This is a genomic window from Candidatus Accumulibacter contiguus, from assembly GCF_012940005.1.
Classification (GTDB): domain Bacteria; phylum Pseudomonadota; class Gammaproteobacteria; order Burkholderiales; family Rhodocyclaceae; genus Accumulibacter; species Accumulibacter contiguus.
The window spans coordinates 1-13,342 of sequence record NZ_SPMX01000104.1 but is presented as its reverse complement, the minus strand read 5'-3'; the positions used below and the strand labels follow the sequence as shown (position 1 = coordinate 13,342).

General features: G+C 61.6%; 6 protein-coding genes and 1 pseudogene. 3 read left to right on the top strand and 4 right to left on the bottom strand.

The annotated features are described in order from the left end of the window. Nucleotides 1-187 precede the first annotated feature (187 nt). The 3 genes and pseudogenes from E4Q08_RS23095 to E4Q08_RS23085 all read left to right on the top strand — a co-directional run. Nucleotides 188-436, top strand: a pseudogene (locus tag E4Q08_RS23095) (ISAzo13-like element transposase-related protein); the annotation flags it as partial. 315 nt (nt 437-751) lie between these two features. Next, nucleotides 752-1,696 carry a hypothetical protein gene (locus E4Q08_RS23090; protein WP_169072131.1) on the top strand — a complete coding sequence of 315 codons (945 nt, stop codon included), beginning with the start codon at nt 752-754 and terminating at the stop codon, nt 1,694-1,696. Between the two features lie 9 nt (nt 1,697-1,705). After that, nucleotides 1,706-4,504 (top strand): nSTAND1 domain-containing NTPase, encoded by a 2,799-nt coding sequence (locus E4Q08_RS23085; protein WP_169072130.1) that lies wholly within the window; start codon nt 1,706-1,708, stop codon nt 4,502-4,504. Between the two features lie 31 nt (nt 4,505-4,535). Here the strand turns inward: E4Q08_RS23085 and E4Q08_RS23080 are convergent, their stop codons facing one another. From E4Q08_RS23080 to E4Q08_RS23065, 4 genes are all read right to left on the bottom strand, one after another. Continuing rightward, entirely contained in the window at nt 4,536-6,233 is a 1,698-nt protein-coding gene (locus tag E4Q08_RS23080) for a ShlB/FhaC/HecB family hemolysin secretion/activation protein (protein WP_169072129.1), read from the bottom strand. 14 nt (nt 6,234-6,247) lie between these two features. Beyond that, nucleotides 6,248-9,385, bottom strand: coding sequence for a beta strand repeat-containing protein (locus tag E4Q08_RS23075; protein WP_169072128.1), 3,138 nt, complete (start codon nt 9,383-9,385; stop codon nt 6,248-6,250). Between the two features lie 8 nt (nt 9,386-9,393). Next, complete coding sequence (locus tag E4Q08_RS23070) at nt 9,394-11,703, bottom strand: CHAT domain-containing protein (protein WP_169072127.1); 2,310 nt, start codon at nt 11,701-11,703, stop codon at nt 9,394-9,396. 70 nt (nt 11,704-11,773) lie between these two features. Further along, on the bottom strand, nt 11,774-13,342 hold a 1,569-nt coding region (locus tag E4Q08_RS23065; protein WP_505438051.1), incomplete at its 5' end, for an autotransporter outer membrane beta-barrel domain-containing protein.

The following is a 13,342-nucleotide window of genomic DNA, read 5'->3' as shown; positions in this document are numbered from 1 at the left end:
GTTTCCCTGGTCTGTAAGTGCGGCAAAAATGACGCGGCTGGTTGTCCGTATGGCTTGAGTCGTAGAGTTTTTTTTGTCATAAAACTGATGATACAGGAGATGCGGCAACCAGTTCCCATCTCCTCAGCTCCCTTCATCCTCAGACTCTATCGGTAGCATGACTGTCCCGCTTTAAGTGGGAAGCCCTAAGATCGAACATCGGATGTTCAGCTACATCAGTATGAATTGGCGAGGAAAGCCTCTGGTCAGCCATGAGGTCATCGTCAATTTGATTGCTGCCACCACCACACAAGCAGGCCTAAAAATTGAGGCGGAGATGGATACCAACACCTACGCGAAAGGCATACACGTGACTGATGATGAACTCGATAAAGTTCACATAGAACGCTCCGAGTTTCATGGTGAATGGAACTACACCATCCGGCCATCGGTTTGAACTTGTACAACTTATTTCTGGACAGATACTTGGCTGGCGCGCCGTATTTACCATGACATTCGGGCTATCCGCACTCTGATCCAACCAACCGTGGATTGCACAAAACCCAGGACCATCACCTTGGTTCGCGATGGGCCGACGACGTGCGTGCCTTCCGGGCCGCACTGGAAACCCGCTGGTGCGTTGGTGATACCATCCAGAACCTGCACACCCGCGTTTCGCAACTGGAAGATGCCATCCGTACCGCCAGCACGCTGGAAACCCAGCGCCTCACCTATATTCTCACGACCATCGTCTTGTGGCTAGGGTGCTTCGATGAAAGACCGCTATGCTCGCGAAGTCATCAACGGGTTCCCGTATCCCGTGGCAGCCATGTTCGTCAGGTTGCGTACCGACGAATGCCTGGACCCCGGCCCGAACCGGCTGCGCTATCTGTTGAGCACCGGTGAAGCCATCACGCGTTTCCTCGGAGTCGTGAACCTGTGCCAGGCGCGGGACTTTGCCGAATCGACCGGGCACGTTCCGCCGCACGCGCTGCGCGCCGATTTCCGGCTGCGCTTCGAGCGCATCGCCTGGGGAACCTGGCTGCACCTGGCTCGGGAAAGTCTGCGCTGGCTGCTGACAGAACCGCAGGAAATGGTTCTGATCCCTGAAATGGGACGCTTCTTTTTCGATCCCCCGCCGGCCGACAGCCGGGCGGTGAAGGCGCTCGGCGAACTGCTCACCTTGCGCAACGGACTCAGCCACGACAAGATCAAGGTCATGCACGCCCATGAATTCCAGGATCTCTGCGGTCGCGCACAGGAGCACCTGGAAACCGTACTGGAAGCACTGGAGTTTCTGCTGGATTATGAATTGACCTTCATCAGCGAAATCGACGTCGAGAAACGCCGCCGGCACGAGCCTGTCTTCCGCCACCGCCTGATGAAGCTGATCGGCAATTCGGGCGATTTCGAAGGCGACCGCAACAAGCAGACCTTCCCCCTCGATTCCCATGCCGTGATCCTCAGCCATCGCGAGAGCGGTCGCCATCTCAACCTGGATCCGCTGCTGGTGTATGAAGCGAAGGCCGGCAAGGCACCCGATATTTTCTTCTACAACGGGATGAAAAACCCCGATCAGGCCGAGTACGCGGCCTGCAAGCATGGCGGAAATTTTCGCGGCGGAGATTCCGAGCGGGCCGCCAATCTGGCGGAGGAACTGAGCATCCTGTTGCAGATGTTTGGCGACACCACAGCCGCGCCATCAGCGCTGGTCTGAGGAGCCACGATGGATGAGCAAGAAAGCCTGGACACCCTGTTTGCTGGGGTAGGTGCGGCAACGGAGCAGCAGCGTTCCCCCTTCAAGTTTCTCGATGCCTACGGCGTGGGGGATCGCAGCCTGTTTTTCGGGCGCGACAACGAAATCCACGATTTGTACGCCCGTTTCTATCATAGCCGGGTGCTGCTGGTTTATGGGGAATCGGGTACCGGCAAGACTTCGCTGATCGAATGTGGCCTGCGCAGCGAAATCCCTGCCGAAGAGGCATTGTTCGTCACGGTGCGCACCGCGCAGGATCCCTTCGAGGCCGTGCGGCGGGCCTTGCAACGGGTGTTGGGGAACGCACCGGAATGGGAAATCGGCGCACTGCTGCGCGCGGTCGTCGAGCAAAAGAGCAAGATCCTGGTCCTGGTGTTCGATCAGTTCGAGGAATTCTTCCTGTTCCAGCCCGCCAGTGTTCGCCAGGCTTTCGCGCGTGCGGTGCAGGGCTGGCTGGAACAGGAAGGGAACTGCCGATTGGTGATCGGCCTGCGGGAAGAATATCTGGCGCGGGCGAGTGAACTGGAACCTTACTGGCCAGACTTGTTCCACAATCGTCTATGGATTCGCCACCTCGCCAGAAGTGACGCCGCAGCCGCGATTGTCGGGCCTTGTGAGGTCTGCGATGTTGCCCTGGAAGAGGGCCTGGTTTCGCACATCCTCGCCGACCTGAGCGGCGGCGGCAGCGAGGTGGAATTGCCGGTCTTCCAGGTGGTGTTCGATTCACTCTATCGAAAAGCGCTGCTTGAGGCCCCGGAACATCCCCGCCTGACACTCGGCGCATACCGGGAATTGGGCCAGGTGCAGACCATCCTGGGCCGCTTTCTCGAAGAGCGTGTCCAGAGTTATGGAGAAGGCAGCGAGCTTGCCCGCCAGATTCTCAAAGCTCTGGTGACCGCCGAGGGTACCCGCCAGTTCGGGAACCTTCAGAATATCGCCATCCGGGCCAGACAGTTCGGCCCGGAACTCACTGACGCCCAGCTTGCCGACTCCTTGCAGCGCCTGATCGGGGACCGGCTGGTCCGCGAAGACCCCGACCAGCACTGGTACGAATTGCGTCACGACGCCCTCGCCCAGCAGATCCGCCAGTGGATGAGCGGCCTGGAACAGGAACTGGTGGACCTGCGCCAGACCCTGGAAAACCGGCTGCTCGAATACCAGAGGCATGGTCGGCTGCTGGAAACCGATCTGCTGGCCACCCTCCCCCCCTACGAAAACCGCCTGGCCCTGCGCGGCGAACTGGCCGAACTGGTGGAACTCAGCAAGCGCCGGGCACGGCGACATAAACGCCTGCGTTTCCTGGCGGTCGCCACCGTCTTCACCATCGTCATGGTCTTCGCAGTGTTCAGTTTCGTCCAGTGGCAGGAAGCAAAACTCCAGAAGGCCCAGGCCGAGGCCAACTTCAAACGGGCCAGCGAAGCCGTGGACCACTTCTTTACCCAGGTCAGCGAATCAACCCTGCTCAACCAGCCTGGATCGGAGCCCCTGCGCCGGCAGCTCCTGGAAAAAGCGCTGAATTTCTACCAGGATCTCGCCAGACAACGGGCGGAAGATCCACAGATGCGAGCGGAACTGGCGGCGGCCACTTTTCGAACAGCAAAAATCCGGAACCTGTTGGGCGACCATCGCCATGCCGAAACCGCTTATCGCCAGGCCATTGCCGACTTTGCGGTGCTGGCCCGCAGCCATCCCGAGGTACCGGAGCATCAGAGCTATCTGGCAAGGAGCTACAACAACCTCGGTCTCCTGCTCAGCGACAGCGGTGATACGGTGGCGGCGCGGGTAGCGTACCAGAATGCACTGGACCTTCTGGAGCGGCTGGCACGAAACCATCCCGAGGTGCCGGAGTACCAGAGCAGACTGGCGCTGAGCGAGCACAATCTTGGCATTCTGCTCAGCGACGGCGGCGATGCGGCGGCGGCGCGCGCCGCGTACCAGAAAGCCTGGACCTGCAGGAAGGGCTGGNNCGNGAGCATCCCGAGCGTGCCGGAGTACCAGAACAACCTGGCGATGAGCTACAGCAGTCTCGGCGTCCTGCTCAGTGAAGGCGGCGATGCGGCGGCAGCGCGGGTGGCCTATCAGAAAGCCCTGGATCTGCGGGAACGACTGGCGCGAGACCATCCCGAGGTAGTCGAGTACCAGCACAAGCTGGCGATGAGCTACAACAACCTTGGCCTCCTGCTCAACGAAGGCGGCGATGCGACGGCGGCGCGCGCGGCGTACCAGAAAGCCCTGGACCTGCAGGAAGGGCTGGTCCGGGAGCATCCCGAGGTGCCGGAATATCGGAGCTACCTGGCTGAGAGCTACAACAATCTCGGTATCCTGCTCGGCGGCAGCGGTGGCGATGCGGCCGGGGCGCGGGTGCTGATCCTGAAGGCCTCCGAAATCTTCGCACGCCTGACCCGCGAATTTCCCAAGCAGGTGGCTTACCGGTCAGGTTGGGCAAGAGCGGAAGGAAATCTCGCCTGGACCGAACTGATTGCCCGGCAGCCACGGGAGGCCATTGCCAGTGCCAGTCGCGGCCTGGAAGCCGACCCGCAGCAGCTCTGGATACAGATCAATCTTGCGCATGGCTATCTGTTCGACAAGCACACTGCGCAGGCACTGGCCATCTATACGAAATACAAGGACAGCAAGCTGCCCGAAGGCAAGACCTTCGCCGAAGTCGTACTGGCGGATTTCAAGGTATTTCGGGCCAAGGGACTCCAGCATCGGGACATGGCCAGGATCGAACAAATCCTGCGCGGCTCGGGAGCGGGAAATCAGTGATCACAGTCATTCTTGGTTCCCGGAAATCGCTTCAAAAGAAATTGTAATTGAGCTGAAAGTTGATGCCCTTATCCTGAAGATTGCCGCCGTTGCTCCGGACAAAATTGGGATAGCTCAGGCGTTTGGCGAAGCTGAAATCCAGGCTGACGCCCTCCCAGCGCATGCGGGTGAGCAGACCCATCGAGGTCAGCGTATCGGCGGCTTCACTCTGGTTCTTGCCGCGGCCGTAGTCGTAGAACGGGACCAGCGACAGGTTGAATCCCTTGCCCGGATTGCGCACCAGCGGATAATCGAATTCGACATTCACGATGCTGCCGGTGTCTCGGATCATCTGGTTCTCGCGATAGCCGCGCACCGTATAGACGCCGCCGATCGACATCCGGTCAAGCGGCAACAGCCGATCCCGGGTCTGCTGAAGATTACCGATCAGGATCAACTGAGCGCCATTTTCCAGGACTCGCCGCGCATATTGCGCCTGGCCAAGCCAGATATTGTAGTGGCTGTCCGGTTGCGGCGTTCCTGCGGGAAGGCCGGCGATTTCCTGAGCATTGTTGCGGGCCAAAGTGAATGTCGAACGTAGCGCCAGCACCTGACTTTCGGACCGATAGGCGTATTCCTGCCAGAAACGCCAGGCCGACACCCGGGTGACCCCGTCGGGCTCTCCCGGGATGAACGAGAACCGCTGCCCCAACAGGGTCGTGCTGTTCTTCCTTTCGACGCGGTTGACCCCCAGGGTCAGCTTGTGCTGCAGCGTTTCGACAAAGACCTGACTGAGACCGAAATCCCGGGTGTCGAGGACGCTCTTGATATCCAGATCCTGCAAGGGGTCTTCGATCACCGTCGAGTCTTCATGTTCGAACTGAAAAGAAAACCGGGTGCCGGTCTGGTTCAAGGGCATCTGCCAGCCGACACTGTAACGGCCGTTGGCGCCACCCTGCGTGGAGTCCTGCACGCTGCCATTGAGCACGTCGCCCTGACCGGTCAGGTTTCGCACCCAGCCGCTGAGGCCATAAGCATTGGAACCGATCGAAGGTGGACGGTAGTTGTTGGCGAAAGCCGCGAGCTGGTACGGGCGCGCCCGCAGCACCTCGACGTCCAGAATCGCTTCGCCGAGGCGGGTGTCGGGGATCAGGCGGGCGTTCAGGCGTTCGAACAGCGGATCGTCGAGCAGCAACTGGAAACGTTCACGCAGGGTGTCGACGTTCAATGCGCCATCACTGCTCCTGGTGAGCCGCTGGCGGAGATAGTTTTCGTTCAGGCGCTCCAGGCCATGCAGGCGGACTTCGCTCAAGCGGCCCTCGACGATGTCGAAAGTGACGGTGTCGCCGTCGATGGCCTCCTTGCCCAGCAGGGCGCCGGAATTGATGTAGCCCCGATCGACGTAATGGCGGCTCAATTTCTGCCGCAGGTCTTCCAGTCCGGCCGCATCGAGCGGTCGGCCGGCATACGCCGCGGCGACCGCGTCGAGTTCGCTGGTCGGGATGACGCGATTGCCGCGAAAGAGGATTTTATGGATCCATACCGACTCGCCAGCCGCTCCCGGCGCAGGAATCGTTGGCTCCGGAGAAACCGGCGGCAATTGAAAGCCCTCAGCGGGTTTGCCCGGAAGGTATTCCGGACGCGTCGGTTCCTGGACGTTGAGATGGTCGATCGCCTCGGCCGCGAAGGCGGCTGACGGCAGCCCCATCAGCAGCCCGAACAGTGCGACCGGGATTGTCTTGACGCGCATAGGATTTCGCTTGGTCATGAACGGGCACACCCCCGTGAGGCGAAGGCCAGCCGCGGATCACCCGGCGAGGGCAGCAGCATGTCGCCAACGACCATCGTGTCTCCCCGGAGCGGGCCGAGCAGGTTGCGGGCAGAGGACGCCAAGCCGCCGCGGCCGGTTTGTACCAGCGAACTCCCGCCGGTGATCCGGCACGGGTTGTGTCCCAGTCCGCCGCTGTCGAGCAGTTGCACGTTGAATCCGGTCAGCGCGCCCGAGATATCCAGCAAGGGCGTGCTGATCTGGACCACCCCGCTCACTCCGGTCGGCGCGGCGGCCTGGATGACATTGAAGCTGAACACCCCCGGCTGGAAGGTGTAGGGTGTCTGCCCGCCGATGAACAGGGTGTCACCGCTCGGCACCAGCGCCTGCACGTCGACCTGCACATTGCCGCCGGAAGCATTCCTGGCAGCGGTATTGGCCTGGATGAAGCCGGTGTTCATGATCAGCGTATGCGCCTGGAGATGGATGTCGCCGCCATTGCCCGCAGCCCCCTGGACGGAGGTGCTGATCTGCGCGTTGTCCAGCAGGATCATGCCCTTGCCGCCGGTGATCTGGATCGAACCGCCGTTGCCCTGGTGGGCGCTGGTGGTGATGCCGCTGGTATCGAGAGAGAGGCGTTGGCCGAAATCGACCTGCACATGGCTCGCCGCGACATTGCCGGTCGATGAGGCGGTGATCTCGGCGTCCCTGAGGAGGATCGTCGGCGCGCTCACGGTCAGGAGGCCAGGCGTGACCACGGAAGGGTTGCCCACGGAAGCATCGTTCTGAATGGAAACCGTGCCGTGACTGGTGAGTGAGACACTGTCCCGGGCGGAAAGAAAAATCTGACCGGTTTGTCCGGAGGAACCGTAATACGCTCTGCTGAATATCCCGGAATTCCCGCCAGGGGAATTCTGACCATCGATTCTTACGTTCGCGGCAGAGACAGCGACCTTGCCCGCGCTGCCCGAAGTGAGCGTGGATGAACTGATCATCCCGCTGTTAGCGATTTCCAGGTTTCCCATCGCTTGCACATCCAGGCTTCCTGCATTGCCGGATCTGGCCAGATTTTCCAGGGTTCCATAGGCGGCGCTGAAGATGCCGAACAAGGTCCCTTCCCCGAAAATCCTGATGTCGCCAGCGGAAACACGGACGCTGCCCGCATTCCCTGACCCGTACGTCGAGGAATCAATTTCGCCACCATTACTGATCGTCAGGGTGTTCCTGGCATTGACCTGGACGTTGCCACCCAAACCTGTGGGGACGGGCGCCAGGACTTGCTGCGAGCTCGTACTCCGGATGCTGCCTTCGCCATCTACGGTGATCGTGTCGGCAGAGACCTTCACCGTGCCGGCATTACCCGTCGACCAGGTGGATGAATCGATCTGTCCGGCGTTGAGCACCGAAAGGGAACCGGCGACGATGATATCGATGTCGCCGGCGTTGCCCGCATTTCCGGTCAGCCCTGACAAAGGATAGTTGTTGCTGCTGATCCCTGTCGATGTCCGCGCTCGCATTCCGTCGATGACGAGCGTACCGGCCGATACCTTGACCGTGCCCGCATTGCCCAGCGACCAGGTAGACGAGTCGATCAATCCGCCATTCAGCACCGCCAGCGTGCCAGCAGTCGTTACCTCGATGGTGCCCGCACGGCCTGCGGGATTTGAAAGTGAACGACTGGCGCTACTGATGGCAGCGACACCATTTCCCTGGCCATCGAGGGTGATCGATCCGGCCGATACCTTGACCGTGCCCGCATTGCCCGACCACCAGGTGGACGAATTGATACTGCTCCCGTGGTCCTTGACGGAAAGGCTGCCGTTCGCCTGCACGTCGATGTTGCCGGCGTTTCCGGATAACTCCGCCTTGCTCAGGATCCCCGTTTCACCCGAGCCCTTGGAATCGATGACGATCGACCCGGCACTGACCATGATGTTTCCGGCAAGGCCGCTGGACCAGGACGACGAGTTGATTGTTGCAGCGTTGCTGATCGAGAGCTTGCCGCTGGCGAGAATCCGGATGTCGCCGGCGTCACCTCTGGATTCCGGTTTGGAATCGCTGAACAGGCCGGAACCGGTACCATCGATGGTGATGTTCCGCGCCGATACGGAAGCCGCTCCACCAGCGCCGGCGGCGTAGGTGGAGGTGTCAACCTGCCCGTCGTTCTTCAGCGTGATGTCGCCACTTGCCTTGATCCTGACGCTGCCGGCATTTCTTGCACTTTCCGTATAAGAGTAGAGACCGGTCTGCTCACCGCCACTTCCCCCATCTGCAGTCAGGGTACCGGTGGCGATCGAGATGTTGCCGGTGTGGTACGCGTCATCGCTCAGTGCCCATACATACCCTCCATTGAGGATGTCCAGATTGCCTCGGGCGATGGGCAATTCACCGGCAATGCGGGCTTCTCCGGCAATGCCGCCGAAGGCAACGATTCGAATGTCGCCGCCCTGACTGCCAATGCGCCCCTGGTCGATCTGCACATCTCCCCCGATCAGGCTCAGCGATTGCAAGGGTTTGGCCAGGATTCCGGCGCCCGCATTGACCGCAATGCTCGCCCGCGTCGTTCCAAGAAAACCAAAGGCTTCCGGCGCAGCGCTGGAGAAAGTGCTGGCGGTCGTGGTATCGGCATGGAAATTGCCGTCGGGAAACTTCAGATAGTTGGCGGTGCTGACGTACAAGGCCGCCGGCACATCGATGACCGCCCCGGCGCCGAAGGTCACTCCCGCCGGGTTGATGAAAAAGAAATTGGGAGCGCTGCCGGTACTCCCCGGATCGAGTTTCAGCAAGCCGCTGATCGTCGACAACTGCCCGCCGGTGACGCGCGAAATCACATTGCTGGCGGGGCCATTGATCGTGAACACCGCGCCGTCACCACTCCCCACGCTGAATTTCGAAAAACTATGGAAGACATTGCCACCCGCGCGCTGCCCGTAATTCTCGGGAATGGCGATGTTCTGGTAGCTTACCGAACCCCTGGTCACCGTCCCCGCAGGCGTCAATGCCGTCAGCGGGCCGGCCCCGATGCTGCCATCGCGGACGATGTTCGATGCCGCCTGCGCCGGCAACGCGCAGCAGGCCGCTGCGAGCAGTGCTATGACGAGCGGCCAATGAGGTTTATTACCGTGGGTGGCCATGGTTTTCCTCACAGCCAGTTCCCGATGATGATGAACGGCGCCCAGTAGAAGGGGTGACTCCAATCGGGGTGACGGATCCATTCGAGTTGTGCCCGGCGCAGGGCCTCGGTCTTGGACAGATGGGCGTTGGCGATGCCGCTGTAGAAACTCTTCATGACCGCTTTTGCTACCTCGTCTGCAACCGGCCACAGGGTGCCGAGGACGCTCCGGGCACGCGCCTTGATGGCGGCGCCGGAGATGCCGAGCGGCGCGCGGTCGTTGCCTTCGGCGGTTTCGCAGGCGGACAGGCTCAGCAGCTCGATCGGCGTGCTCTGGAGCTTCTCGGCCTGGAGCAGGCCCTGCAGCCCGTTCATGCTGATCAGGTCATCGTAGGCCATGATGAAGCTGGTTTCGGCACTGCCGCCGAAGACGCCGTGCGAGGCGATGTGGACGATTTGGTAATCGCCGGATTCGGCCTGCTGGTGAAGGTTGCCGACGGTGAATTGCGCATCCAGCAGGGTATTCCCGTGCAGGATGCCGCGTAGCGCCTCGATTTCTTCCTTGACCCCCGGCAAGGTCAGACTGGCTCGCAGATCCTCGATCTGCCGGGACGACGGCTGGCCCGACGGCGCCGCACTGCGGAGCCCGCGCATCGAACGTAGTTCAATCGTCCGCGCAAGCCCCCTCCCCTTCCCCCTCCGATCCTTTTCGGCCGAGTCCGATTGCTGGATCTGTTCACTCAGTAACTGGCTGTGCTTGTCGACCACCGGTCCGGGTTCGGAGAGGCCGACCACCAGGGATGCCGCCATCTGCCCGGCCGGCACGGCGGTATGGGTCATGGTCATGCCGGTGACCATCGAAACCGCATATTTCTCGATGACGAACTGCTGGCCGTCATGCAGCGCGGCCATCGGCACCAGACGCAAGGCCCCCTCCGGGACGAGCACCAGCGAGTCGATGTGTTGAGCGGCGAAGGCGTCGGCAAAGGGTTTGAGGAGCCAGTCGTTCAGTTGCCGTGCCGGTTCCCGATAGTCCTCCAGACCGTTGCGCAAGGCGTCGGCCAGGGTCTGTGCCGTGGCGCGCAGGGTCGCGCCGTCAATCGCCGTGCTCCGCCGCTGGATGCCGCCCGACGTCTGCAGCAGTAATTCCAGGCGATCAGGCAGGATGACCGGGTAGAGCACCGCCGTTCCCGGTGGCACCCGTGCCGAATCGCTGCCATGCGCGGCTTCAACCGCGCAGCGATCTCCCAGGAAATCCTGCAATTCGGCTTGCCGGATCCATTCCAGCGCATTCAGCACCTTTGGCAACTGCGCCGCCTGAACCTCCGCCGGCTGCTTGTCGAGCTGCCGCAGCAGCAAATCGGTATAGCCCAGATAGATCGGTTCGAGCGTCGCCTGAAAAGACGATCGGCCATCTTCATATTCTATGGGGATATCCTGGCGCACCGACTCGAGGTGGCTGACGGCGCGCTGGTACGCGGCCAGCGCCGGCGCCTCCCGGCCTCCGGCCTGGAGCAGCCGCGCCTGCCGCCATTCCAGATCGATCAGCAAGCGGGCAGCCGCTCCCGGCGCCAGGGAATGCGCCTGTTCGATGGCCTGTTGCGTCAGGATCAGCGCATCCTGGTTCCGGTGATGATCTTCATAAAGCTGCGCCAGGGCATCCAGGGCTTCCACTGCGAGAGAGCGATCGCCCTGCTCCCTGGCGAGTTCCCTTGCCCGATCGAGGTGCCGATAAGCCAGGGACAAGCCCGGCATTCCCAGCAGTCGTGCCTGTTCACCCAGGTTGAGGTGGAAGCGGGCGAGCGGCCCAGGAGGTCCGCCGGCCTGGTCGATCTGCTGTGACAGCAGCAATAGTTGCGCAAGCTTTTCTGGTTCGGGAGCCATCCGGAGCAGGTTGAGACGAACGCTGAACTGGATCTCGATCGCTTCTGGCGCGAGGCCGAGCGCCTCCTGATAGTACCCCCTGGCTTCTTCGCTGCGCTTGCGAATGAGCGCCAGGTTGCCCAGATAGACGGCAAAATGGGCGCGTTCGACACCCGTCGATGATGCATAAGCCTCGCGCAGCAGACCTTCGGACTCTTCGTAGCGATGGGCTTGCAGCAAGGAGATCCCCAACTCCCCGCGCGCCCGGACCTGGCCGCCAGGGGATACGGCCAGCTTGCTGGCGGAAGACAAGAGGTCGATCGATTTCTGCAGATCCCCTTGTTCGCGAAGTGCGATGCCCTGGGCAACGAGGCTATCGCCGTTATCGACTGCCTGGCCGGCCAGGGCAAGCGCCGCAACCATCAGCAGCCAACACAACCTGACGCCTTGCCATAAGGGCTTGAACCATTTCCGCATTATCCCCTCCACGTATCATGTCTCATTCTATTCGAGGATCCATTCCGGCCATAGACGGGTAGCCCGGTGCTCAGGAGCGTGGCGTCTGCCCGTCATTGGCGCACCGCCAGGATGCGGAGAAGTACGACGGATCGTCGGGTAAGGATGGCAGCAGGCCACCAACGGTCATGACATTTCCAGGCACCCCCTGATCATGAACTCCCCGGAGCGGGCCGAGCAGATCGCGGGCAAAGGGCGCCAAGCCGCCGCGGCCGCTCTGTACCAGCGAACTCCCGCCGGTGATCCGACACGGGTTGTGTCCCAGTCCGCCGCTGTCGAGCAGTTGCACGTTGAATCCGGTCAGCGCGCCCGAGATATCCAGCAAGGGCGTGCTGATCTGGACCACCCCGCTCACTCCGGTCGGCGCGGCGGCCTGGATGACATTGAAGCTGAAGACCCCCGGCTGGAAGGTGTAGGGTGTCTGCCCGCCGATGAACAGGGTGTCACCGCTCGGCACCAGCGCCTGCACGTCGATCTGCACATTGCCGCCGGAAGCATTCCTGGCGGCGGTATTGGCCTGGATGAAGCCGGTGTTCATGATCAGCGTATGCGCCTGGAGATGGATGTCGCCGCCGTTGCCCGCAGCCCCCTGGACGGAGGTGCTGATCTGCGCGTTGTCCAGCAGGATCATGCCCTTGCCGCCGGTGATATGGATCGAACCGCCGTTCCCCTGGTTGGCGCTGGTGGTGATGCCGCTGGTATCGAGAGAGAGGCGTTGGCTGAAATCGACCTGCACATGGCTGGCCGCGACATTGCCGGTGGATGAGGCGGTGATCTCGGCGTCCTTGAGGAGGATAGTCGGCGCGCTCACGGTCAGCGTGGTCGGGATGAGAGCGCCAGGGTTCTCGACCGTCGCGAAGTTCTGGACCGAAAGCCCACCGCCATTGGCGAGCGTGATGCGGTCGCTGGCAGAGACCAGCACGCTGCCGGTCTGACCCGCAGAAAGCACTTCCGCGTTGCTGAAGACACCCGTTCCGGACCGGGTGAATCCCTGGCCATCAACGCTGAGTCCAGCGGCGCTGACCTTCACTGAACCCGCCTGACCGGAAGAACGGGTCGATGTGTCGATGCGTCCTCCGCCGAGAATCGCGATCTCTCCGGTCGCATGCACATCGACGCTGCCCGCCTTGCCGGTGCTGCCGAATGCCGCATCACTGGAAATTCCGGTTTTGTACCCGTGCCCATCAATCGTGAGGTTGCGGGCGGACACCTTGACCGCTCCCGCGTCAGAAGAAGATGTGGTGGAAGAATCGATATAACCCCCGTCGAGAATGACCATATTTCCTGTCGCCAGCACCTCCACGTTGCCCGTCCTGCCAGTGCTCCCGGTATAAGCACCGCTGGTGATTCCGGCCCCCAGACCTTGACCATCGATGCTGAGGCTGCCGGCCCTGACCTTCACCGAGCCTGCATCACCAGCAGAGAAGGTAGAGGCATCGATGTATCCTCCCTTGAGAATCTGAATATTGCCAGCCACCTCCACATCAATGCTTCCGGCATTACCCGTATTGCCTGACGCTCCATACGGATCGCTGCCAATGCCGGCCCCTGCTCCCTGGCCATCGATGCTGAGACTGCCAAGGAGACTGGCATCAGCAGC